At 46.0% G+C, this 25,377-nt stretch carries 13 protein-coding genes; 4 read left to right on the top strand and 9 right to left on the bottom strand.

Going from position 1 to position 25,377, the window contains the following annotated elements; translation table 11 throughout:
- Positions 1-82: 82 nt before the first annotated feature.
- The 5 genes from AC060N_RS08470 to AC060N_RS08490 all read right to left on the bottom strand — a co-directional run bounded on the left by AC060N_RS08470 (position 83) and on the right by AC060N_RS08490 (position 10,899).
- Entirely contained in the window at positions 83-2,527 is a 2,445-nt protein-coding gene (locus AC060N_RS08470; protein ID WP_479526709.1) for a glycoside hydrolase family 31 protein, read from the bottom strand.
- Positions 2,528-2,590: 63 nt separating this feature from the next.
- Positions 2,591-5,017: a beta-galactosidase GalB gene (galB, locus tag AC060N_RS08475; protein WP_479526710.1), complete on the bottom strand. Its 2,427-nt coding sequence runs from the start codon at positions 5,015-5,017 to the stop codon at positions 2,591-2,593.
- A 179-nt stretch (positions 5,018-5,196) separates the two neighbouring features.
- Complete coding sequence (locus tag AC060N_RS08480; protein ID WP_146142062.1) at positions 5,197-6,102, bottom strand: hypothetical protein; 906 nt, start codon at positions 6,100-6,102, stop codon at positions 5,197-5,199.
- Positions 6,103-6,130: 28 nt separating this feature from the next.
- Positions 6,131-7,717, bottom strand: a complete 1,587-nt coding sequence (locus AC060N_RS08485) for a RagB/SusD family nutrient uptake outer membrane protein (protein ID WP_479526711.1) — start codon at positions 7,715-7,717, stop codon at positions 6,131-6,133.
- A 20-nt stretch (positions 7,718-7,737) separates the two neighbouring features.
- Complete coding sequence (locus AC060N_RS08490; RefSeq protein WP_479526712.1) at positions 7,738-10,899, bottom strand: SusC/RagA family TonB-linked outer membrane protein; 3,162 nt, start codon at positions 10,897-10,899, stop codon at positions 7,738-7,740.
- Positions 10,900-11,149: 250 nt separating this feature from the next.
- Here AC060N_RS08490 and AC060N_RS08495 point away from each other — a divergent pair, with 250 nt between their 5' ends.
- Complete coding sequence (locus AC060N_RS08495) at positions 11,150-11,278, top strand: hypothetical protein (RefSeq protein WP_479526713.1); 129 nt, start codon at positions 11,150-11,152, stop codon at positions 11,276-11,278.
- 284 nt (positions 11,279-11,562) lie between these two features.
- On the opposite strand, the gene AC060N_RS08500 is transcribed toward AC060N_RS08495, so the two are convergent.
- Entirely contained in the window at positions 11,563-15,900 is a 4,338-nt protein-coding gene (locus AC060N_RS08500; protein WP_479526714.1) for a hybrid sensor histidine kinase/response regulator transcription factor, read from the bottom strand.
- Positions 15,901-15,934: 34 nt separating this feature from the next.
- The gene (locus AC060N_RS08505) at positions 15,935-17,341 is read right to left on the bottom strand and encodes a radical SAM protein (RefSeq protein WP_479526715.1); all 1,407 of its coding nucleotides are present in this window, start codon (positions 17,339-17,341) and stop codon (positions 15,935-15,937) included.
- Between the two features lie 324 nt (positions 17,342-17,665).
- On the opposite strand from AC060N_RS08505, the gene AC060N_RS08510 reads away from it, so the two are divergent.
- On the top strand, positions 17,666-18,640 hold the full coding sequence (locus tag AC060N_RS08510; protein ID WP_479526716.1) for a tocopherol cyclase family protein: 975 nt from the start codon (positions 17,666-17,668) through the stop codon (positions 18,638-18,640).
- Between the two features lie 71 nt (positions 18,641-18,711).
- Positions 18,712-19,083 (top strand): hypothetical protein, encoded by a 372-nt coding sequence (locus tag AC060N_RS08515; RefSeq protein WP_463237129.1) that lies wholly within the window; start codon positions 18,712-18,714, stop codon positions 19,081-19,083.
- A 740-nt stretch (positions 19,084-19,823) separates the two neighbouring features.
- On the opposite strand, the gene AC060N_RS08520 is transcribed toward AC060N_RS08515, so the two are convergent.
- Complete coding sequence (locus AC060N_RS08520) at positions 19,824-21,260, bottom strand: bifunctional metallophosphatase/5'-nucleotidase (protein WP_479526717.1); 1,437 nt, start codon at positions 21,258-21,260, stop codon at positions 19,824-19,826.
- A gap of 797 nt (positions 21,261-22,057) precedes the next feature.
- The gene (gene arfB, locus AC060N_RS08525) at positions 22,058-22,465 is read right to left on the bottom strand and encodes an alternative ribosome rescue aminoacyl-tRNA hydrolase ArfB (protein WP_479526718.1); all 408 of its coding nucleotides are present in this window, start codon (positions 22,463-22,465) and stop codon (positions 22,058-22,060) included.
- A 188-nt stretch (positions 22,466-22,653) separates the two neighbouring features.
- On the opposite strand from arfB, the gene AC060N_RS08530 reads away from it, so the two are divergent.
- The gene (locus AC060N_RS08530; RefSeq protein ID WP_479526719.1) at positions 22,654-25,131 is read left to right on the top strand and encodes a plasma-membrane proton-efflux P-type ATPase; all 2,478 of its coding nucleotides are present in this window, start codon (positions 22,654-22,656) and stop codon (positions 25,129-25,131) included.
- Positions 25,132-25,377 lie beyond the last annotated feature (246 nt).

Below are 25,377 nucleotides of genomic sequence, written 5' to 3' on the forward strand. Positions count from 1 at the left end.
AGAAAAGTAATGGTAAAGGGATATTGTACTAAAAAGAACCACCAACCGTGAAAGGATCACAGTTGGTGGATTTGGTTTTTATTTATTGATGTTTCTTAATGAAAGAATGGTAAGATTCAACTTTGAACGTTGTTTTTCCTTCCAGCGGGTTACTGTCGAGCTTATAGTTCTTGCCATCCGATGAAAGCACTACTTTGTGCAGCTGGTTATCCGAAGGAAGACATACCAAACCGTCAGCTTTGGTGTTGTTGGTGTCGAATACTTCCAGCTCCAGTTTGGACCAGTCCATGTCTTTGGTTGACTGGGCCAACTTGATGTGCGGAATGATGGCGCCATTGCGGACCAGCATCACGACCGGAATTTGTCCGGCCTCGATATGGTGCCATCCACCTTCGTAAGCTTTGCCTGTCTGGTAATCGATCCATTCGCCTTTCGGCAGATAAACATCGCGACCGCTTTCGTCCTCGAACAACGGAGCGACGAGAATATCAGAACCGAACAGGTACTCATTATCGACTAACCAGGAACCAGCGTCTTGCGGATACTCTACGAAAAGTGCCCGAACCATGGGTAGTCCTTTTTCGGTACATTCTTTCGCTTGCGCGTAGATGTACGGCATCAGGCGGTAGCGCATGTTATCCGCTCTGCGGAAAGCATCTTCGAAATCTTTGCCGTAGGCCCATGGCTCTTTCGGTGGTGCTCCGTGACAACGACTGTGCGAGCTCAACAAACCAAACGGCAACCAGCGGCGATACAAGTCTTCAGGTGTTTTCTGAACAAATCCGCCAATGTCATGACTCCAGAAAGCAAATCCGGACAACCCGAAAGACAAGCCTGCACGAAGTTCAGAGGCCATAGCGGTGTTACTGTTGGCTGCGTCGCCGCCCCAATGTAACGGGTAGCGCTGACTTCCGGCCCAGGTACTGCGCGCCCAGATGATGTCGTTACCGGTGATTTTCTTGGTAATATCGTGTGCCGCTTTGTTGTAACGCAGCGGATACAGGTTGTGCTCGTAGAATCCGGTGCGTCCGTTGTGGTAAATGCCGTTCAGTGGCGCTGCTTCACCAAAATCAACTTTAATGGCACTTACCCCCATTTTCAAGAGGCCGGCCAGTTTGTCCTGGTACCATTTTACCGTTTCCGGATTGGTGAAATCGAGCATGGCATCTTCTGTTGGAGGATTGCCTTTTGCGTTTTTCACGTAAAGTCCTTTCTTGATGATGTCCGGGAAGAGCGTATTCTTCGGAACAAAGTAAGGCAACTGCCACAGGCAGATATGGAATCCGTTATCCTTCAGATCCTGAATCATTTTTTCCGGAGAAGGGAAGCGCGACTTCGAGAATTTATAGTCACAACGCCAGTCGGTTTCGAACCACCCGGTGTCGAAGTGAATCACATCGGCTGGGATTTTATCCTTGCGGAGATGTTCGGTTACTTCATAGCCTTGTTTCTCTGAGTCATAAGTGATACGGCTCATCCACAGACCAAATGACCATAGCGGAGGCATTGGTGATTTTCCGGTCAGGTCGGTGTACTGATCGAGAATGTCTTTCGGTTCGCCAAGAAAGACGAATAAATCCAGTTGGTCATCGCCAATCATCAGCGTATTTACGCCACGGAAAGAGGCACCGAAATCGCAGGTAATGGGCGTCGAGGTGTGCATGAACATACCGTAACCCCGGCTACTCATGAAGAACGGAATCGGTTTGTATTCCGCTTCGTTCTGGGTACCGTTGGCATCGTCGGTGTACAGCACAACCCTTTGGCCGCGTTTGTTGAAATTGGTAAACGATTCGCCGCAGCCGAAGATTTTTTCATTCGGCGAAAGCGTAAACGATGCAGCCACACTGCGCGAGTAGTCGGATGAACGACGAACAAACGAGAACGGAACAATGGGCGTGTAGGTATCTTTGTTATCTGCAGGACTATCGGTTTGTGTCAGCAACTTTCCCTTGGCATTGTAGATTTTGATGTGCCAGGGATGGGTTTCAACAACTACTGAACCGTAAGCACTCGTGTACTTGTAGCCGTTGTCGACTTTGGTGTATTTCCAGGTGCCCGATTTGGCTTCAGGAGCTACACCGTTGACCAGCATCAGCGATTTACCTTCCGGTTTGGCCACAAAGCCGGTGTTCATCCGGATACGAATGGTTCGTGCCGATACAAAATCTATACGGAAGGGGAGATGCGGGTTGGCTTCGTATTCCCTGCCCGGAAACTCATTGCCCGGAGCGGGTTGCAGAAATGCCAGCATGTTGTCGAAAGCCTGGCGCGTTTTGTACACATTGCGCTGCCATTCGACGGTACCTTTTCCGGTAGCCGGATCGAACTTGGTTAGGCTGTCGGCTACAAAATAAGTATTTTTAAAATTGTAGAAATCGGGACTAATGTCCACCGGTGAGTTGAGTAATCCGTTCTGCGATTCCAGCGATTGCGCGGCTACAGGCTGACTGAACGTAGCCAAAACCGCAGCAGCCAGTACCGTAAAGGTCTTGCGAATCAACAACTGTGGGTTTTTCCTTTTCATCTGTTTATTCTTTGTTTCATTGAATGATTTATACTTTGCTCTTTGTTTTTTGCTTATCCGTTTTTATTGAGCTGTTAGCGTCACCTCCGCATCTGGTAGTCCTTCAGCTGAAGCTGTGAGCTCGATGTTTCCCGGTTTTCCGTCAGACTGAAGAACGATCAGACATTTTCCGTTAAAAGCGTGCCGGTAATTGGCTTTGAATGGTTCGTGACTGGTCTCACTCCCGTTATCTACACCGGCAATAGTGGCTTCGCCGTTTACTTTAAAACGAACCAGGTTGTCGGCATGTGGAACCAGCGTTCCGTTTTGGTCTAAAACGTTTACGGTCACAAATGCCAGATCTTTACCATCGGCATGGATTTGCGGACGGTCCACCGTAAGCTGTAGCTTGGCTGGTTTGCCTGCCGTTTGAATTTCTTTGGTGAGGATGACTTTCCCATCTTTTTTGCCTACCGCTTTCAAAGTGCCAGGCTCGTAGGTCAGGCGCCACATCAAATGAAGTTTGTCACCTGTCTTTTTTCGAATGCCCATCGATTTCCCATTCAGGAAAAGCTCCACTTCATCGCAGTTGGTGTAAGCCCAAACATCGATGGTTTGCCCTTTTTTCCAGTTCCAGTGCGGGAAAAGGTGCAGTACCGGTTTGTTGGTCCATTCGCTCTGATAGAGGTAGTATGCATCTTTCGGGAAACCTGCTAAATCGACAATGCCAAAGTATGAGCTTCGTGCCGGCCATGTGTAGGGAGTCGGTTCACCCAGATAATCGAAGCCGGTCCAGATAAATTGTCCCGAAAGGAAGCCGTATTTTTCGATAAGTTTGAGCGTTTCTTCGTGTGTCGAACCCCACGGTGCATGGCAGTTGTCGTACGACGAACAGGTATAGTCCGGGTTTCCCTTCTCGGGAAGATCCCAGCGTTTGGGCCAGAGCCTGATGCTATCAGACGGCATGTCATAACTTCCACGGGTTTGCAGCGAAGACACCGTTTCGGTAGCAATGAATTTTTGCCCGGGAAAAGAGTCCGGGAAGCTGGCATACAACTGATGATGGTAGTTGTAACCAATCAGGTCGAGCGCGCCCGACTTGATGATGCTGTTGCTCGGCTGCGGATCGTTGCAGGCAGAAGTAATCGGACGAGTTGTATCGTATTGATGAACAATACCGGCCAGCTCGCGTGCGATACTGGTTCCGGTGGAGTCCCATTGTTCTAGGATCTCGTTACCTATACTCCAAATCATCACACTGGGGTGATTGCGGTCGCGAAGAATCTGGTCGGTCAAATCCTGCTTGTGCCATTTATCCCAGTTGTGTGAATAGTCGTATTTAGTTTTCTGTTTTTTCCACATATCAAAGGCTTCGTCCATGACGATGAAACCCATTTTGTCGCACAGGTTCAGCAATTCCGGAGCCGGAGGATTGTGGGAAGTCCGGATAGCGTTGACACCGGCACCTTTTAAAATTTCCAGCTGTCGCTGAATAGCGCGCGTGTTGATGGCTGCTCCAAGGCATCCTAAATCGTGGTGCATGCAAACGCCGTTGATTTTCATCGGAACGCCATTCAGAGAGAAGCCTTTTTTTGCATCGAAGTGGAAATACCGGATGCCAAATGGCAATACATTATCGTCGATGGTTTGGTTGCCGCTGATTACCTGTGTTACACATTTGTACTGCGTTGGTGAATCAATCGACCACAATTCAGGCTGTTGAATATGAAATTGTTGTTCAACGGAAGCAGTGTCTCCCGCAGCAACCTCTTTTTCATTGTCGGTTTCTCCGACTTTCGTTCCGGTTTGATTGTAAAGGGTCGTGCGGAGCGTAATTTTTTTCGATTCCTTCGAATCGTTTGTAACCTTCGTGGTAACATGCACCAATGCATTTTCGTTACTCACTTCAGGTGTGGTGATGTGTGTTCCCCAATGGGAGATATGAATTGGGGAAGTTAGTTCGAGGCGAACATTCCGATAAATGCCGGAGCCGCTGTACCAACGGGAGTTGGGTTGGTCTGAGTTGTCTACTTTTACGACGATGAGGTTGGTGCTGTCACCGAAATGTACGTAGGGAGTCAAATCGTATTGGAAGGAGATGTAGCCGTTCGGGCGCTTTCCAAGATAATGGCCGTTAATCCATACTTCTGAGTTGTGATAAACGCCGTCGAAGTCGATGTAGACACTCTTATCAGCATTCTTTTTTACGAGAGAAAATGTTTTGCGGTACCAACCTATTCCGCCCGGCAGGGCACCGCCACCTACACCGGCCGGATTGTCTTTGCTGAACTTACCTTCAATACTCCAGTCATGAGGTAAGTTCAGGTTTCTCCAGTTTGTGTCGTTAAATGCAGTTTCACTGGCATTGGCTGTATCGCCCAGGTGGAATTTCCAATTGTTGTCGAAATCACTGATAATTCGAACCCGGTTGCTTTGCGGCTGATACTGCTTGCATCCGTTTATTACAAGAAGCAAAGCGAGCAGCAGAAAAAGAGTGTTGACTGTTTTCATTGTATATACTGAAAAGTTTTATTGTAAAAAGTACCATTACTTATCCAATAAACCTAAGCGATTACCGTCAAAATATTTTGGAACAGCATTTCTGTTTTTATTATCAGATAATTAAAGAAGTGGAAAAATCCGGGAGAGCAAAGTGCCCTTCCCGGATCAAACTGCTACTTGTGATGAGACTAATGTGAATCGTAATAAGCTTTGCTAACGAAGTTTAATGTTTGAATGCAGGCTCCCTGTCCGGAAATAACCGGATCGCGAAGAACACCAATCATCATTTTGTCTGCTGTCAACGCCATAATCTTGAACTTCCCTGTCCATGATTTGGTCAGGGTTGTATGGTAATTGATGGGATGAATCAGTGTTACATCGTTCAATGTAATGGTGTGATTCTTCGTATCCAGCATATAGGTTCCAGACTGTTGTCCACCCATCGTAATTCCATCCGGTGTAGACGTGTGGTCAACCTGTACGTAAGGGCCGTCTTTCAAGTTAAAAGTCATTGAACCGAAATCGGTAGCAGCGCAAAGCCACTGGTTGCCGGACCAATCAGGTGACCAGTTCCACGAATCACCACCAACAGCAACTCCGTCGGTTACTGAAAGCCAACTATCGTTAGTTCCGTAAAAGTAGATGGGACCCGCCCATATCTTACTGACGCCGTTGGCATCCAGGTCTAAGTACCAGGTTTTTTCTTTACCATAACCTCCGGAAATGTTGGTCCACATATCTCCGCTTACAGCATTCTGATCAAGTGTATTTATTGACACCTGTACCGAATCAGCCTGTACATATCCACCGGCGCTTTCTACTCCGTATTTAAACGTGTAATCGCCGGGGAATGCGACATTAATCGTATCGACGACCTTGATAGAACGTCCAAATGGAGTAGTCCACAGCGGGGTTACATTAGGTGTCAAACTTGTGAGAACGATATCATTTGGATTGGCGCTCGATGGTTCTATCGTGAAATTTAAATCGCTTTTGGAGAGTAATGCTCCAAGCTCATAGTTATCGGGTGTACAAGCCGAGAAAAGCAAGGTGAGTCCCAATAACGTATATAAAATTTTGAATCTATTTTTCATTGCTTTCTGTTTTATTGATCCGTTAATCTTACCAACCTGCATTTTGTTTCAGCGTTCCTGAAGACAAGGTAATCTGGTCGTTCGGTATTTGCTGAAAGCCGTTGGTTGCTTTGATATTCGCTTCCAGCTGAGAAGCACTTGGAGGCGTTCCACCATTATCCAGATAGGAAACAGAAGTGTTATCAGCAATGGTTTTGGCTGCTTTATCAACTCCCTGACGGAGCAAATCCCAGTAACGGATACCCTCTCCAACAAACTCGAGTCGGCGCTGGGCCATGATCACATCTTCGTTAACCGAAGTGGCCGGCGATGCGGAAGGATTAGCTCTTTCCAAAACCTGGTTGTAATACGAAACAGCATTGGGACTTCCCAATTCAGCTGCCATCAGCAATACATCGGAATAGCGGATAGCAAAATAGTCCTGGTACTGACCAATTTGGAAGTCTGTAACAACAGATGTTCCTGTTGAATCACAGATCGGACTATACTTTTTCATAAAATAGCCAGTGTATTCCCGGTTCTTGTCTGCTTTGGAATAATCCGGAAATTCTTCTGAAATATTGATGATGGAGGCGAACCGGCGACTATCGTCAGCGCTGAATGTATTGTACAGTTTCGGGTCTACTGTGCAGGCACCCCAGCCGTACTGATAAGGGAAATGTGACTCTTCCCTGATTCCTTCCATCACCATCCATGTATTGCCCGTAATGTTACCGTTGTAATCACCGGTTGACGAGTACTTGATAGAGAAAACCACCTCGGGGTTATCTTCCCCTGCATAGGTAACACCTTTCGCTAACGATGCCGCCGGCCACAGGGTTGTGTAGTCGCTGACCAGGCTGTGGCCGCTGTTGGAAATTACGTCTTCAACTGCAGTCAAAGCTGTTTGAGCTGTTTCACCACCAATCGAGCTTTTGCCGTAGTATCCGCTGTAGAACAGGTAAACCCTTGCTAACAATGACTCGGCAGCCCATTTGGTAACCCGACCACTCGGAACGCTGGTGTAGTCGTTCGAAGGAAGATGATCAACAGCATAACGCAAGTCGTTCATAATTAATGTATACGTTGAGTCGGCACTGGCTTGCGGCACATTGTCCAGGGTAGGGGTGGTGACCAACGGAACTTTCTCCCAAAGACGTACCATATCGAAATAGCAAAATGCACGAATGAACTTGGCTTCCGATTCGTATTGTGTTTTTACTGAAGTGCTGTCGCCCCATGAGACCTGGTCCAATTTACCCAGCAAAACATTACAACGGTATATCGCCTGGTAGTAATTTTTCCAGGTAGTACCAAAGATTGATACATCGGAAGGAGAGATCGATTTATTGAATTCATCAAGCATCTGGTATCCGTAACCATCCGATGCTCCTGTTCCTCCTAAGCTATTGTCAGAAAATACCTCAGAAGCTACCGGGAAAGCAGTCGCTCCGTTCCAAATCAAATCCAGACCGTTATAGCATCCCACCAGTGCCGTGTAGGCATCTTCAGGTGTCTGGTAATATGATTCATTGGTTTTCTTCGGATCCGTCAGGTCCGTCGTGAGAAAGTCACTGCACGAACTGAAGGCGGTCATTGCAATTAGTGCAATAAACAAAATCCTATATCTTTTCATATTCATGTTTTCTTTAAGGTTTAGAATTTAAGATTAACACCGACCATAAGTGTTCTGGGACGCGGATAGAAGCCCAGGTCAACTCCCTGTCCGAAAGAGTAGACATTGTTGGCGTCTTTAGCCGAGTAACCTACTTCCGGATCCATGCCATTGTATTTGGTAAAGGTGAAGAGGTTCTGAGCAGCTACATAGAGGTGGAATTCACTGAGATTTTGCCATTTTACCAGCTTGGCAAAATCATAGCCCAGTGAAATATTTGAGATACGCCAGTAGCTTCCGTCATGAATATACAAGTCGGAGAACTTAGCCCAGTTGGCATTGTCCTGTGTTACACGGGGCATGGTGTTCGATGTACCTTCACCATGCCAGCGGCTCAGAATCTCACTGGTCCAGTTTCCATATGCACTGGCAACGTTCCGGTACGACTGAACGATTTTATTTCCGGCTACGCCATTGGTTGTTACCGAGAAATCAACATTCTTATAGTTGCAGGAGAAACTCAGACCAAAAACTTCATGTGGATTCGGGTCACCAATGTTGGTTTTGTCGTCAGCAGTAATTTTGCCGTCACCATTCATATCCACATATTTTACGTCACCGGGTTGAGCATCGGGTTGAAGCACTTGTCCGTTGCTGGTATAGCTCTGCACATCAGCCTCATTTTGGAAGATACCATCTGTTTTGTAGCCCCAGAAATATCCAATCGGGTTTCCGGCGGAAGCACGGAAAAACTCGGGTGCATTGTTAAACAAGATATTGGTGCCGCCATGAATAATTCCATCTTCGGTTGGAATGTTGTTGACAATGTTTTTGTTGTACGAAAATGAGCCGCTAACATTATAATGGAAATCTTTACCAATGTCGTTGTTGAAGGACAACTGAACCTCGACTCCTTTGTTGGTGACGTCACCGCCATTGATGTACGGGTTGGTCTTTACTCCGGCAGTTGCCAGCAACGGAGCGGCAATCAGCCAGTTTTTTGTCTTCTTATTGTAGAAGTCTACATTCAGACCTAACCGATTATCCAGAAATTGTGCATCAAAACCCAGATCGGTCTGATACGACGTTTCCCATTTGGTATCGGTAACACCAATGGTTGACGGGTATGCTCCCTGGGTCAGGGTACTGTTGTCGCTTCCAAAGTTGTACTGCGCATTGGACAGCTGAATGAGTGACAGATAGTTGAAGGCCGTAATAGCATCATTACCATTGGTACCCCAGCTTCCTCGTATTTTCAGGAAGTTAATAGCATTTTTAAGTGGTTCCATGAAGGACGCATTGGATGCTACCCAACCCAATGAAACCGACGGGAAGTAACCCCACTGATGTCCCTTGGCAAACATCGTGGAACCATCGGCTCGGAACACCAGCGAAGCCAGGTAGGTCTCCTTGTAGTTGTAGTTCAAACGACCAAAGAACGATTGCTGTGCATAAACGGCATTCTGATTACCGGTCAACGAAATGGTGTGCGTAACGGTCTGGGCATCGCCGGGATCACTACTTGGACTCATGGTGATGGTGGTTACCTCAGAATTACTCAGATAAGCGCGGTCGAAGTTGCCGAACAGTGTTGTTCCTTTGTTCGAACCGTTCATCCAGGTTCCGGTGTACTTGCGAACAGAGGTACCTCCTAAAATGTCAAACTTGTGATCGTTGAGATTGAAGGTGTAGTTTACCGTATTATCCCAGTTCCAGGTGTAGCCTTGTGAACTACTTTGGGTAATGGTTTCGTAGTCGTTATACGAATAAAGTGAAAGATGACCGTAAGCCGGCAAATAGCTGTGGTAGGCCTCAGAGTAATAGTTTAAACCGAAAGTGGTTTTGATTTTCAGATTTTTCACCGGTTCGAGTTCAGCGTACACATCACCAACCAATGTTTGTCTTTTGGTGTTATTGTGGTTAGTGAGTACCATTTGCGCATACGGGTTGGTCTCTCCGTCGTACCATACACCGCCGTTATAAATAGTCTCATCCTGACTGTTCAGGAAGTTGCCGTTTGAATCGTACATGGCCAGCAACGGTGAAGTCGAAAATGCGCCACGAAGGCTGTTATCATATTGGTTGCCATCTTTAATGCCTTTTTGATCCTTAAAGGAGAAGGTCAGGTGTTCGCCAACTTTCAGTTTATTTCCGTACAGTTTCCGTTCGCTGTTGCTGCGGAAGTTGTAACGTTCGTAATTCGAGTACTTCGAACCACCGACGATACCACCCTGGCTGGTATACGAAAGTCCCAGCGAATATGTCGAAATGTCACTTCCACCACTGGCAGACAGGTTGTAGTTCTGTGTAGGAACATTCGAAGAAAACATTTCATCCATCCAGTTGGTGCCTGTGCCCAGTGCATTAATCTGTGATTGGGTGAAAAACGGAGCTTTACCCGAGTTGATGGCTGCTTCGTTCTGCATGGTGGCATATTCCCGGGCATTCAGTAAATCTACCTTACGTGGTACATTTTGTAATCCGTAATAGGCGTCGAATGAAATTTGTCCGCCTTTTTTCCCGTTAGCACTTCCGCTTTTGGTCGTAATCAAGACAACGCCGTTAGCTCCGTTCACACCATAAATGGCACATGAGGCGGCATCTTTCAATACATCAATCGAAGCAATGTCGGAGTTATTCAGGTAGGTGATATCGTTGGTAATTACCCCATCGACAACATACAACGGGCTGGAGTTACCAATGGTACCCACACCACGAATATTTACTTTGAAACCTCCTCCGGGTTGTCCCGATTCTGAGGTAATGTTTACACCAGCAGCTTTTCCCTGCATGGCCTGCAAAGCGTTTGTTGTATTCTCTTTCTGAAGGCTCGAACCGTCAACCGAAGCGGTAGCACCCGTTACGAGTTTCTTTTTCTGAACACCATAACCAATTACAACCACTTCGTCCAGTCCTTTGATATCCTGTTTCATGGTGATGGTCACCGTTGTTTTTCCGTTTAACGGGATGGATTGTTTGGTGTACCCGATAAACGATGCTTCCAGGACGTCATTCGGTTTTGCCTGCAACGTAAAATGGCCATCGATGTCGGATACGGTACCTGTTGACGTGCCTTTCACCACAATGGTAGCGCCCGGAATGGGTGAACCATCGTCGGCAGCAACTACGGTTCCGTTGATGGTAGCCAGCTGATTCTGGGCAAAACCAGGAACAGCAAGAAATACCAACATCAGGATTGCCATGATTCGTGCTATTTGAATCATTTGTTTCCGAAATAAGAAGAATCGCGTCAGCGACTTTCTTACGAGTTGTTCATTCTTCATAGGTTTATTTGTTTTATTGAAAAAAGGGTGTAAAACAAGTTCTCACCGAAAACTCAACTGTTCCCGGTTTCTATATAATCGTTTGTGAATGTTTGTTGCAGAAATTTTTGTATCCGGTCGTAGATGTAGGTGATTCGCTGGATAACAGCAGACGAATGCTGAATGCCGGATGAAAAATAGAGAGGGTTGCAGTGCACAAAGTATGGTGCTGTTTCCCGGAAGGAATTTCCGGATACGACAAGGCACGCTTGTGCATACCTATTCGCGGCGTCGTGCAGCCCATGCAGGTTCGGATTAAGACTTTTCATATGACCCAGTTAGTTGATTGCCGCATTTATGTCCCGTTGCGACAAAATTGTTACTGACGAATGTATCGATTCGCGTAGCCGGCCATAGGATTGGTTTGTTTCTGTGTGGGGTGATAAATGTTAACAGGGGGAGATATTTGTAAATAAAAGGGGGAGAAATGTTAATGGTATGACCAATTAGGGCATTTCATAACAGTCATCAGAACAGATGAGTTTTGAGAGACTATTATCGTGAAAAGAGATCGATTTTGTAAATAAGAAACCGGAGAAAAGGTTATTCCTTTTCTTTCTTTCCGTATTGCGACGGGGTGATGCTGAATTCGTTTTTGAACTGGCGGGCGAAATATTTCGGGTCGTTGTAGCCTACCCGGTATGCCACTTCGCTAACGGTGAGTTGGCCTTGTTTGAGGAATTGGGCCGCGCGTTTCAACCGGATGGTACGAATGAATTCCACGGGGGTTTGTCCGGTGAGCGAAGATATTTTCTTGTAGAGGTTCACGCGGCTCATGCCCAGCTCCGAGCTCATTTCCTGTACCGAGAACTGGCTGTTGGCAATATTTTTCTCGACTAAATCAATGGCTTTATGGATGAAGATTTCGTCCAGCGAGGTGATTTCGATTTCGCTGGGGCTGACATCGATCTTCTTACGGAAGGCTTTCTGCAGTTTCCGGCGTTGCGCCAGCAGGTTCTTGATGCGCGATTCGAGCAACTTGAAGTTGAACGGCTTGGTGATGTAATCGTCAGCACCCACATCGAAGCCTTCCATTTTCTGGTTGTCGGCCACTTTCGCGGTTAGTAGAATGACGGGGATATGCGACGTTTCGGCCGTAGTCTTGATTTTCCGGCACAGGTCGATGCCATCCATCACCGGCATCATCACATCGCTGATAATCAAATCGGGCAGCGATTTTGAAGCGATTTCCCAGCCGGTATGTCCGTCGCCGGCTTCCAGTACTTCAAAGGTGAGTTTGAAATTATCTTTCAGGTAAAACCGGAAATCTTCATTGTCTTCCACCAATAACAATACCGGTTTGGCATTTTTCGACGGCTTGCCGGTTGTTTCGATTTCTTCTACAGTTTCCGGTTCCATAACGACCGAAGGCTGAGCTACTGGTTGGCGTTTCCAATTCTCTTTTTCCACGTCTATGGAGGTTTCTTTGCCAAATACCAATGGCAACGTCACCCGGAAACAGCTGCCTTTGCCCGGCTCGCTCTCCACGGTAATGGTGCCATTTTGCAACTTCACATATTCATTTACAAGCGCCAGCCCGATACCGCTTCCCTGGTTGTAATCGGAGCCGTTGGTCTCATCCTGGAAGAAGCGCTCGAAAATGCGTTGTTGTTTTTCTTCCGGAATACCAATACCGGTATCGCTGATGCTGATTTCGATGGAAGGCTGTTCTTCTTCGTTTAAACGAACAGCTACATACACGTTGCCGTTTTCGGAGGTGTATTTGAAAGCATTGGAAAGCAGGTTAAGGAGAATCTTTTCCAGCTTGTCGTGGTCGAAATACACGGTGATATTTTCCACATCGGTCTGGAAATAAAGGTGAATATTCTTTTTCTCCGAGAGGTCAGAAAACGATTCGGTGGTTTCGCGAATGAAGCTGACAATTTCGCCTTCGCTCGGGCGAAGCTTAATCTCCTGGAATTCTAGCTTCCGGAAATCGAGTAATTGGTTTACCAGGCTGAGCAAACGCCGGCTGTTGCGGTAAATAAGCTGCAGGTGTTTCTTTTCGTCGTTGTCTTTCGTTTTTTGCAACAACTGCTCAATGGGTGTAATAATAAGCGTGAGCGGCGTGCGAAACTCGTGACTGATGTTTGTAAAGAAACGGAGTTTCAGCATGTCGAGGTCGTGCAGGCGGCGTGCCTTGATTTTTTCCCGCTCGATCTCGAATTTTTCGTGCTCCCGCCTAATGATCCGCTGACGCCATAACCAAATGATGAGCAGGATAATGAGCACATAGGCGACATAAGCGTAAATCGTTTGCCAGAAAGGAGGGAGGATGTTAATCTTCAGGGTAGCACCTTCCTGGTTCCAGTAGCCGTTGTTGTTCGATGCCCTGACGCGCAGAGTGTACTCTCCCGGGTCGAGGTTGGTGAAGGTGGCCCGGCGGTTCTTCCAGTCGGTGTAAATCCAGCTGTTATTAAAGCCTTCCAGTTTGTATGCAAATTGATTTTTTTCCGGATGGAAATAACTTAGCGTGGAGAAGGCTACCGAGAAGAAGTTTTCGGCGTGCTTCAGCGTGATTTCTTTGGTGTCGGTAACGGATTGCGGCAATAACACACGGCGGTTAAATTTTTCACCTACCCGGATGGTTTGGTTGAAAACCTGCAGGTTGGTGAATACCACTTTCGGTGTGTTTTTGTTTTCAATAAGGTTTTCGGGATTAAAAAAGTTGATGCCGTTCGGACCACCGAAGAAGAGCTGCCCATTGCGGGTGACATAAGCCGCCCGTTCGTTGAATTCCTTGGCCTGCAACCCGTCTTCGTCGTCATACTGTTTGATGCGCACGGCAAAATCGGATACCTGGTCGCCTTTAACGAAAATCTGAACCAGTCCCTTGATGGTTCCCAGCCAGATATTGTGTTGTTGGTCCTCTACTATCGAGACGATGTTGTTCGTCGGTAAGCCGTTATTTTTCAAAATACGCCTGAACTGACCGGTATGCTCGTCGTACACATTCAGACCTTCGGGTGTGCCTACCCAAATCCATCCGCGTGAATCGGCTAACAGGCAATTCACCGTATTGCTGCTCAATGTCGTGGTGTCTTTGTCGGTATGAAGCAGGTTACTGAATTTTTGGGTTCTTGTGTTTAGGATGCTCAGGCCATCGGGCGTGCCAATCCACAGGCGGTTTTGTTTGTCTTCGACCAAGGAAATGATAACATTGGAAACGATGGAATTCGCACTGCCGGTACGGAAATGCTGAAAACTTTCCGTATCACGGTTAAACCGGTCGAGTCCGCCGCCCAGTGTTCCAATCCAGAGATTGTTAAATGAATCTTCGTATATCGACCAGATATTGTTATCGGATATACTGGTTGAATCTTTGGGATTGTGGGTGTAGTGAGTGAATTTTTTCCCGTCGAAACGGTTAAGGCCACCGAAGTAAGTACCAATCCAAAGTTTGTTTTCGTGATCGATAAACAGAGAAACAATTACATCGTTGGAGAGGCTGTTGGGGTCATCGTCATGATGAACGTAATGGGTAAATTTTCCGGTTTTCCGGTTATAGTAGTTTAGTCCGCCGCCATTGGTCCCAATCCACAAATTCCCTTTTTTGTCTTCGGCAAAGCAGTTGATATCACCAAAGTTCAGCCCTTCTTCATTTTGAGGCGTATACCGGATGGTGTTGAACAGGATCAGGTTTTTGTGATAATAGCTAATTCCCTCTTTATAGGTTCCTATCCAGATAATCCCTTCGCTGTCGCGGAACATGGCCGTGACACTGTTGTGAGCAATGCTGTGGACGTTGTAGGTTTCGTGTGTCAGGTAGCGTATGGTGAAATCTTTTTTGTCGAGTAGGTTGATGCCTCCGTGGTCGGTGGCTATCCAGATGTTGCCATCCGAGTCTTGTGTGATACCGGTAATGATGTTGGTGTTGGTATGAGTAGGCCTGGAAGCCTGGTCGATATGGACAAGTTTTCCGGTGGCAGGCTCATAATAGAAAAGGCCGATGGCATGGTCCTGCGTCGAAATCCAGATATCGTCATCTTTGTCAATAAATATGCGACAATCCAATTGTTCCCCGGGATACCGGTCATGCAAGAAGCTGGCCTGAATCTTCGCTTTCATACTTCCTTTGGGCTTCATTTCCAGGTAACCATCCTGATGGATGAGCCACAGGTCGCCTTTTGAATCTTCGGCCATGGCAATCACATCGGAGGTTGCCTTTACACCATTGTTATTGGTGAGATGTTCTAACGGAACAATATCCTGATGGAGGGTGTCGAAGCGAAATACCCCGTAACCGCTGGTCATCAGCCAACTTTGGTTTTCACTGTCAGTAAAAAGGTTGATGAAATGATTGATGAATTCAGGGTGTTTTTGCAGAACAGGAGAATTGGAAAACGAGAAAGTCTCGGTTTTTGGGTCGTAAACGTTAAAGCCGTTTTGAGTTCTGACCCAAAGTTTCCCATTGCAGTCCTCGCTAATTGCCGCGATGATGTTGTTGTCAATCGATGTACTGTCGGACGGATTATGTGTGAAAATTTTAAAGGAGTAACCATCATAGCGGTTCAACCCAGATGTAGTTCCGAACCACATAAAGCCTTGCTTGTCACGCAAAATGCATGTAACATGATTATTCGATAACCCGTTTGTATTATTTATCTGGGCAAAGTTGTATTGTTTCTGTTGAGAAAATGCGGAAACACTAGAAAATACAGTTATAAGCAGTATTAGGATAAAGTTGGTGAATCTGATTTTCACAGGCCGGCTTTTACTTGATTCAGTTCCGCAATTTAATAAAAGGTTGGTATTTCCTGAAACATTCGTAATAAACGCGGATGATATTCTTAGAAATGGGGCCGACAGTAGTTTTGTTACCACAATGTTGTACCGGAATGAAGCTTGTCTTTCTGTTGCAAAACAGACCGAAAACTCCATCCCGGGATTTATGGCAATTTAATCTGACGTTCCGTCAAAAATACTCCGGCAATCCTTCCTCAATTTGTTCGTGTTGCCAGACGATAAAGAGTTGTTCATCCTCAAAGCACTCCTTCGGTTGTTTTCCATTGATGAGTTGCAGCAGGATATTGGATTGATTCGGATGCAGTGATAAATCATTCACAACAAAACCCGATTCGATGTATATGTTGCGGGCAGAGGTTAACGAGATGCGGCTCACATCCGGAATATCGCCGGTTTGCTCACTCAGCCGCATGTTGGTGTACGAAATCAGTATCTCTTTCGTAACCGGAAGAAAGTGTTCCAGCATTTTGGCTTTGAGCAGCACTTTGCCCGCTTGTTCGCTAACTTGAATTTTGCTTTGCTCGCTTTCCGGAAGTTGAGCAAACAGTTGTCGGAATTGCTGCCAGTCGGAAACAACGATGGCCAAATTCCGGATGTATCCTTTCTCAGTTATCTCCTCGAACGGTTTGACAATAAACGGAGCCAGTTTATTGCGGAATCCCGATTTTTGATAACGACTTTTGTAGGCATACGAACAGTAATTCACCGGCAGGTTGATTTGTTCCTGTTTCGTATACTCCAGAATTTTTAAAGCCGTAATCTCCGAATCGGGTAGAGTTACTCTCGGGCCATGGGCAAATTGAAAGTTTCGGTCAACTAGTTTTGGCAGATTGTACGGAGTCAATCTCATCTGGTGCAGGTTCAGATGTGACAAACCGGCTTCGGCTAACTCTTTAACTGCTTTTTTCAACTGCTCGAGTTCATCAGGAACGGCCGGAACTTCTACGGTTACTACCGGGATGATGCCAATGGCTTGTTTCACCTTTTTCAGGTTATAATTGGTCGCCCCGATGTCGAACCGGATTTCATTCAGCCCCAGCTCAGCCAATTCGTTGAGCTTTTTGGGTGTAGAAAGAATGCCATTGGTATACATCCAGATGTAGAGCTCGTTCCCAAACGCATCCCTCAACGCTTTCAGGAATGTTTTTGCCCGATCGAATGTCAGGAAAGGCTCGCCACCACTAAAACTAACGCCTTTGAAGCCCATTTTTTTTATGTAGGCGACATACTCTTCCGGTGTGTGAAAATCGATGGTTTGTGTTTCCGGCACGCCAATGGTTTCCTGTGGAGCCGGACAGTAAAAACAATGCGCATTGCACTGGTTGTTGATGAAAAGACAGCTCCATTCACCCGCACCGCAAAGCCGGCAACCCGGCGACAGGTTGCTGGTGTCGACTTTTGTTCCCTTAAATCCGGTTTGAATGTTATCTTTTAGTCGCTCGAGGATTTGTTCCCGCTCGGCTTCCCGTTCAATTGCTTCGTAATACCCCAGCCATTTCAGCTGGTCGTAAAAAACACCATATTCCAGACGATTTCGTTCGACGAGGTCGTTCCGGTACTTGATTAAGGCGTTCATCTTTTATTCCCTCATGGAACCTAACGATATCAATGTTTAGCTCTATTCGGTTATACGAAAAAAGCGAGCAAATATATCGAATTTTCCAATCAGAATTTCTGCCGGAACCATTATTCAGCGCGCGGATGATTAAATAGATTCATTCTTGGTTTTTTGAATTAGGAACACCATTTTTTCATCGCATAGGATTTGAGATCCTTCACCCGGAGGGAGTTCATGAAAAAATCCTTTTTTATTCTCCTTTGCATTCCCTATCTTTTTATTTGGATAGAATTATGCTTAGAACATTTTCGTCTGACAATCATCATAACCAGCTTTAATCTCATGCTAATTATAGATAAGTGGTGTGCTTTTTTCAATCCGGAACAGTTCCAGGGATGGGGGCGCAAAAGGCGTTATTTCGAGGGCTGGTACTATAAGATGGTTAGCGCAGATGAAACCAAAGCTATTGCTGTTATTCCGGGTATTGCGATGGATGAAGCCGGAAAAAAGCAAGCCTTTATCCAGGTACTTGACGGACGAAAACATACTTCTCAATACTTTCGTTTCGATGCGGAACAGTTCCGGCCGCAGGCACGAAAATTCCAATTCTCGATTGCCGGCAATCATTTTTCACTCGATAAGATACATCTGGAATTGCCCGCCCTTTCAGGCGAATTGCATTTCTCGGGTATGGTGCCCTGGCCTAAGCCCTGGTATTCTCCGGGAATTATGGGTCCTTATGCCTTCGCGCCTTTTATGGAATGTTACCATGGAATCGTGAGTATGGATCACAGCATCAAAGGGAGGCTGCAGTGGGATGGTGGATCTGTTGACTTTTCGGGTGGACGAGGCTATACCGAAAAGGATTGGGGACGGTCGTTTCCCAGTGCGTATGTCTGGATGCAAACCAACCATTTTTCCCGTCCGGGAATTTCTCTGAAGCTTTCTGTCGCGAAGATTCCCTGGATACGAAAAGCTTTTGTAGGATTCATAGCCGGTTTGTGGTTGGACGGGAGATTAATTCGTTTTACGACATACAACAAGTCGGCTTTGCGTAAGTCTTCGGTTTCAGCAGAAATGGTTGAATTGATCATTGAAAATCGGAGCTACCGGCTTGGGATTCACGCCTGTCGGGAAAAAGCTACAGAGCTGGCTTCACCTATTCATGGATTTATGGAAGGAAGGATTGAAGAAAGCATGACTGCGAACATTGATGTGGAGCTGTTCGATAGAAAAAGAAGGGTGATAGTATTTAAGGATACCGGGCGAAATGCCGGCCTGGAGGTAGCCGGAAATATTCAGGAAATTATCCTCTGAAACCTTTACGGATAAAGTGGCATATTTTTGTTTACTTCACTTCCACAGAATAACGAAATGTAATCGATTGTATGAATCTTCCCGATATACGTAATGATAATGTTGCCCGGTTTCTCGATAGCGCTGCTGTTGTTCAGGAAACTGCCGAGCAGATCATGAAGGACTTTGCCATGTTTGGTATTACCATCACTTTCTCAGGAAATACGGACCAAGCTTACCGCGAATTGCACGACCAGTTAGTGGATCAAATTCGTCATCTGCTTGCCAATGATTATCAGCGGCTTTTGTCGGTGCTTTACCAGGTGGATATTACGCAAAGGGAAATTACACAGGCCGGTTTGGATTTGCCCGATTATAATGAGATGGAGGTATTGGCGCATCAGATTATTGTGCGTGATCTGAAAAAAGTGCTGACCCGACGTTATTTCAAATCGCAGGGGTGATGTAGTTTCAGGTGAACCGTATAAAAACACAAATGGGAACCATTCTTTGACGAATAGCCCCCATTTCGCTGTTGAAGTTTGCACTTCACAGTGTCAGGTTACGGTTATTGTGGCCGGCTACATGATCGTCCGAAGACTTTCTTGCAACCTCAGGCTCTTGGATAATGTTTGTTACAACATCATCTTCAAGCTGTCCCTTCGGTATCCCGGGAGGACACCTTCCCGGACGAAGCTTCTTTCAGGCTATCTCTGTCGCTCTGTTCCGAAGAACTGATTGACAGTCGATGAAGTGAAACAGGAAATAAATCCTTTGTTCCGGCTTCTTTCTGCAAACATTAACCGGAGTTGCTGTTGCAGAGCCATCAGATTCAGTTTTGAAATGAACGTTTCCGTTTATCCGCGACCGACTGGTAGTTCGATTGGATGTTACTCCTTTCGCTTTCCAGGCTTCAGCTCCTTCAACAAGCAGGTTTTGCAACCTGGATGATCGGAATCGAGCCCCAATTAAGTGACTTTTTTCTTCTCCTTGTTTCCGGCGCGACCTTTTATCGCTCACCTGATATATGCAAATTACAATGTTTTATTTATCAGGCAAGTGTTTTTGGCAAAACAAAATCAACGAAAAACAAACAAGAGATATTAACAATTGTTGATAACGCTTGAGCGCCTTGTATTTATTGATTTTCTGGAGTTGTTAAAACCGGAAGTTTAGCAAAAAAAGAGTAGGCTAGCGATAGAAATTATTCGGTAATAATGGTCACTCGCCCTTCTTTTTTGGGGTGCAATACTTTATTTTTCAGCGCGTAGTGCTCGAGTGCTTTGTAGTCCAACATCGCTTTTGGATTGTTTTCACCAATAATGATCCGGAATCGATTCGGTGTCCGATTCAGAATGTAGTTATTCATTGTGACGAAAATTGAGTCACTGGAAGGAAGGGGAGTTCCGTTTCGATAAACTGAAAGGGAATCATTTTCCAGTCGGTAGGTGTACTTTATGCCGGAAACTTGAAAGAGTTGTCCTGTTTTACTGTTCACGTTGGCTTTGATTAGTTTCTCCAATTGGTTTCCGGTTATTTTTACCAGGCATAGCTTATTCCCGAAAGGCAATAACGAGCGGGCTGACTTCAGTGTGAAAGTTCCTGTGGGAACGTTAGCCCGAATGCCTCCGCCATTGATGAGCGCAACGTCGGAATGATATGCCGCTCGAAAAGCATCAGCAACCAGGTTGCCCGCAGCGCTTTCACCCGTAATTCCTTCCCGGAAGAATAGAGGAACTTCCAGCCGGGCCAGTGGTTCCGAAAGCTTTTGATTCATGTCATTCCGGTAAAATACTTCGAGCTTGCGAAGTTGCGGACTGGGTAAAACCGTTGAGTCCAACGGAATGATTTCGACAGATGGTCTTCCGGTTTTCCGGAGGATAACATGGGCAACCGAACTCATGTTTCCGGCCGGAGCGATAATCGGGCGCTTTCCCAGGTAAAATACATTGCTGTTGTATTCATGCTCTTCTTCTGTGAAAACGAAATTAATTTGAGGAAATGCGTTGAGTAATTTCCTGTTGGTTTCGAGGTCGGTTTGTGTAACGGCAATAATCCAGTCGGGGTGTTGTGACTTTATCTCTGGTAAAACTTCGGATGTGGCTTTCTTCAAATTTTCCTGGACAACGCCTCCGTCATTTAATGTCGTGTTCATCGCGTCTGTTAAGCCGATAAAAGCAATCCGGATGCCCTGGAAATTGTGAATGACGTATTGTGGAACATTGGCGAACGGTTTCCCGGAAGGAGACTGAAGGTTGCTGGAAAACCATTGGAATTTGGACTTTCTGACGAGCGAATCGGCGTGAGCTGAACCAAAATCAAATTCGTGCTGGCCAAAATTGCAAAGGTCGAGGGGAATTTGGTTGAAAGCCCGAATCATCGGCCAGCCTTTATACATTCCTCCGAACAAAACACCGCCCGCCAAATCTCCACCGTGAATCAAGAAGGTATTCTGATTTTCCTGCCGGATGCTGTCTGTTATTGTTTTCAGACGGGCGACGCCGCCTCGTCCGCCGGGAACATCTTCTACAGGAAAGATGCGATGGGCATCGGTGAAGTAAAGTAAATCGACTTGTTGGGCTTTTGCTTTTGATGTTATTCCTAACATTATCAGCAGAAGAATAGAGATAAGTTGCCGCATCAGCTATCCGGATTAAGATTTTGGCGTGAAAATAGAAAAAATGGTTGATGTGTTGGAGAGAAAAGAGATGGTAAAAACAAAGGGGGGAGGAAGGATGAGGCTATAAAACACAAATGGGAACCATTCGGAAGAATAGTTCCCATTTCGCTGTTGAAGTTTGCACTTCACAGTGTCAGGTTACGGTTATTGTGGCCGGCTACATGATTGTCCGAAGACTTTCGTGCAACCTGTGGCTTTTAGACAGTGCCTGTTACAGCATCATCTTCAAGCTGTCCATTCGGTATTCACGAAGAATACCTTCCCGGACGAAGCATCTTTCAAGCTATCTCTGTTTTCGTGTTCCGAAGAACGGTCCAACAGGCGATGAAGACGTCTTGGGAAATGATTCCTTTTTTTCATCTTCTTTCTACAACGTTAACCGGAGTTGCTGCTGTAGAGCCTTGAGATTCAGTTTTGGAATGAACGTTGCCGTTTATCCTTGACCGACTGGTAGTTCGATTGGATTTTACTCCTTTCGCTTTCCAGGCTTCAGCTCCTTCAACAAGCAGGTTTTGCAACCTGGATGATCGGAATCGAGCCTCAATTAAGTGACTTTTTTCTTCTCCTTGTTTCCGGCGCGACCTTTTATCGCTCACCTGATGAATGCAAATTACGACGAATGAGTTATTTGTCAAATGTTTTTGGCAAAACAAAATCAACTAGAAACGAACAGGAGATATGAACAATTGTTAGTAAGTGCTTCAGTTCCTTTGTTTAAGCCATCTTTGAGATGCTATTAGCCTGATATATTCGTTAGTTTAGTCGAAACGGGGTCGTTGACGGCGTGATTTTTTCTCCGAATGTTGCTTTTTGTTTTCCAATCTTCTACGGCGTGAAGCCAATGTTGGACGGGTAGCTTTCCTTCTTTTTTGTGGAGTAAGTGCATGATTGAGCAGGCGATAGAACCGGTCAATCACTTTTTCTTTGTTTTTCAGTTGCGAGCGATCATTCTGTTCGGTCAGTATCAGTTCACCTTCCTTGTTCATCCGGTTCGCCAGCTTGCGTATCAATATGGCTTTTTCGTCAGCAGACAATAACCCGGACGATTCGATGTGGAATCGAAGTTCCACTTTTGTGTTCACCTTATTCACATTTTGCCCACCTGCTCCGCTACTGCGCGAAGCACTAAATTTCAGTTCCGGCATGAAATTACGATGGATTAACATGGTATCGGTGTTTTGTTAGGCAAAGATAATGGATTGAGTCATGATTCCTGACAAGAAAGCGGTGTTTTCCTCCGATAATTGCTTTTTAGTTTAACAATAATTCAACTCTATTAATGTTTTTTAAACTGGTTAAAGCAAACTACTCTTCGGACTCAATTGTTTTTCTGTTGATTTAAAATGATTGCCTTATGAACGGAAACAATGCAGTGGAACCGGAACTTAATGACCTGACCATTGATGAACTAAAAGAAAAACTTCAAACTTCCGAAAAAGGCTTGTCCTCAGAAGAAGCGTCGAAACGACAGAGCCAATACGGGCCTAACAGTCTGAATGAACACAAACAGCATCCCATTGTCAAATTCCTGAAAAGTTTTTGGGGACCTATTCCCTGGATGATAGAAATTGCAGCGATTTTATCGGCTGTTATTCATCACTGGGAAGACTTCTGGATTATTTCTGCCTTGCTTGTACTGAATGCGATTGTTGGTTTTTGGCAGGAGCACAAAGCTGACAATGCCATTGAGCTGCTAAAAAAGAAGCTGGCACTAAAGTCTCGCGTTATTCGTGACGGAAAATGGGCTGAACTTCCGGCTGGTCAGTTGGTGCCGGGTGATGTGATTCGTCTGCGGCTGGGCGATGTGGTTCCGGCCGACGTGAAATTAACGAAAGGAGATTACCTGCAACTGGATGAATCTTCGTTAACTGGAGAATCGTTGCCGGTTGAGAAGAAGGCTTCTGAAATGGCCTATTCCGGCTCGGTTGTCAAGCAAGGCGAAATGAACGGAATTGTGACTGCCACCGGAATGAATACGTTCTTCGGAAAAACAGCTAAACTGGTTCAGGAAGCGAAAACGACCAGTCACTTCCAGCGGGCGGTGATAAAAATCGGGAACTACCTGATTGTTTTTGCCTTCGTGCTGGTTTCGCTCATTTTTATCGTCTCCCTCTTCCGGGGTGAGAGTATGCTTCACTTTATTCAGTTCGCGTTGGTTCTGATGGTGGCTGCTATTCCTGCTGCTATGCCGGCAGTTCTCTCGGTTACGATGGCTGTCGGGGCATCGGCACTTGCGCGGAAAGAGGCCATTGTCAGCAAGCTGGCTTCCATTGAAGAGATGGCCGGAATGGACATTCTTTGTTCGGATAAAACGGGAACCATCACCAAAAATGAGTTAACCCTGGCTGACGTGGTGCCTTTCGACCAATTCGAAGTTAACGACGTGTTGACGCTGGCGACGCTGGCTTCTAATGAGGAAGACCACGATCCCATCGATACGGCAATTATTGAACGGACGAAAGCCGAAGAAGTGAACCAAAAGCGTCTGGGTGACATCGAAATTGTCGATTTTAAACCCTTCGATCCGGTTATCAAACACACCGAAGCAAAAGTAAAAGAAGGTACTTCGGAATATCAGGTAGCCAAAGGAGCACCGCAGGCCATTCTTTCCCTGATCGATAATCCTGGTAAGGTGAAAGAACAAGTCGATAATCAGGTGGAAGCTTTCGCTGAAAAAGGATATCGTGCGCTCGGTGTAGCCCGCACCGATGAAAAGGGGAACTGGCGATATGCCGGTATGATACCACTATATGATCCACCGCGCGAAGACTCAGCTGAAACCATCAAAACCGCTCAGGAAATGGGCGTTGAAGTGAAAATGGTAACAGGCGATCATACGGCTATCGCGAAAGAAACTGCCGATCTGGTGGGGTTGAAAAGGAACATCAAAAACACAGATGCCATCATGCAGCCTTCCGAACGAATGGCATTGAAAGAGATTGAAGAAGCCAATGGTTTTGCGCAGGTTTTCCCGGAACATAAGTACCACATTGTCGAGATACTGCAGCACAATGATCATATTGTCGGGATGACAGGTGATGGAGTGAATGATGCTCCGGCGCTGAAAAAAGCTGATGTCGGAATAGCGGTTTCGGGCGCGACGGATGCGGCAAAATCGGCTGCATCGATTGTTCTGACGAAGCCCGGATTATCGGTTATTATCGATGCGATAAAAGAGAGCCGGAAGATTTTCCAGCGTATGAATAACTATTCCATTTATCGGATTGCGGAAACCATTCGTGTGCTGTTGTTCATCACATTGTCGATTATCGCGTTTAACTTCTATCCGGTTACCGCCCTGATGATTGTTCTGTTGGCTTTGCTGAATGATGCGCCGATTATGACGATTGCGGTTGATAATGTGAGGTATTCCCGCACACCCGACAAGTGGAATATGCGTACTACATTGGGGATCGCAACTTTCCTGGGTGTGGTTGGTGTCTTCTTTACCTTCGCCCTCTTTTTTGTCGGTAAAGAGATGCTCCATTTGAGCGATGCAGTACTTCAACCGTTTATCTATCTGAAACTATCGGTTGCCGGACAATTGACCGTATTCATGGCACGCACCAAGGGACACTTCTGGTCGGTGAAACCTTCTAAAGCACTGATGATCGCTTTTATCAGTACGCAGATCGTTGCTACATTGATCACGGTCAACGGTTTTCTGATGCCAGCCATGGGTTGGAAACTGGCGGCTTTGATTTGGGGATGGGCTCTTTTTGAACTGGTTGTAACCGATGCATTGAAAGTATGGATGCTGAAAGTGCTGGATCACAGTAATGTTCGTTTCCGTAATTACAAACACTGGGGGCGTCATTCGGTACGTGGATGATGCTCTTTCGAACTTGTTTTGAAAGAAGGTGGTCTGACTGGAATGATTTCAATTACTTCGTCACAAGCGGCACAGAGGTAACGTTCACAGCCGGTGCAGGCAAAACAGTTGCTGCAGTATTTGCGTAAGTCGGCTTTGGCAAACTCTTTTCCGCAGTGCGGACAGGTGACGGTATGCTGTTTGGGTTCAGGCACGTTGGCTTACCTTGGATTCATAAAAATAAAAAAAAGCTCCCGGATTGGAACA

The sequence above is a fragment of the Prolixibacter sp. DSM 2831 genome (genome assembly GCF_056493735.1).

Coding starts and splice junctions, on each gene's coding strand:
- AC060N_RS08470 (WP_479526709.1), bottom strand. CDS start 2,527: ATGAAAAGGAAAAACCCACAGTTGTTGATTCGCAAGACCTTTACGGTA.
- arfB (WP_479526718.1), bottom strand. CDS start 22,465: ATGTTAATCCATCGTAATTTCATGCCGGAACTGAAATTTAGTGCTTCG.
- AC060N_RS08490 (WP_479526712.1), bottom strand. CDS start 10,899: ATGGCAATCCTGATGTTGGTATTTCTTGCTGTTCCTGGTTTTGCCCAG.
- AC060N_RS08530 (WP_479526719.1), top strand. CDS start 22,654: ATGAACGGAAACAATGCAGTGGAACCGGAACTTAATGACCTGACCATT.
- galB (WP_479526710.1), bottom strand. CDS start 5,017: ATGAAAACAGTCAACACTCTTTTTCTGCTGCTCGCTTTGCTTCTTGTA.
- AC060N_RS08520 (WP_479526717.1), bottom strand. CDS start 21,260: ATGCGGCAACTTATCTCTATTCTTCTGCTGATAATGTTAGGAATAACA.
- AC060N_RS08485 (WP_479526711.1), bottom strand. CDS start 7,717: ATGAAAAGATATAGGATTTTGTTTATTGCACTAATTGCAATGACCGCC.
- AC060N_RS08500 (WP_479526714.1), bottom strand. CDS start 15,900: ATGGAGTTTTCGGTCTGTTTTGCAACAGAAAGACAAGCTTCATTCCGG.
- AC060N_RS08480 (WP_146142062.1), bottom strand. CDS start 6,102: ATGAAAAATAGATTCAAAATTTTATATACGTTATTGGGACTCACCTTG.
- AC060N_RS08505 (WP_479526715.1), bottom strand. CDS start 17,341: ATGAACGCCTTAATCAAGTACCGGAACGACCTCGTCGAACGAAATCGT.
- AC060N_RS08515 (WP_463237129.1), top strand. CDS start 18,712: ATGAATCTTCCCGATATACGTAATGATAATGTTGCCCGGTTTCTCGAT.
- AC060N_RS08495 (WP_479526713.1), top strand. CDS start 11,150: ATGAAAAATAGAGAGGGTTGCAGTGCACAAAGTATGGTGCTGTTTCCC.
- AC060N_RS08510 (WP_479526716.1), top strand. CDS start 17,666: ATGCTAATTATAGATAAGTGGTGTGCTTTTTTCAATCCGGAACAGTTC.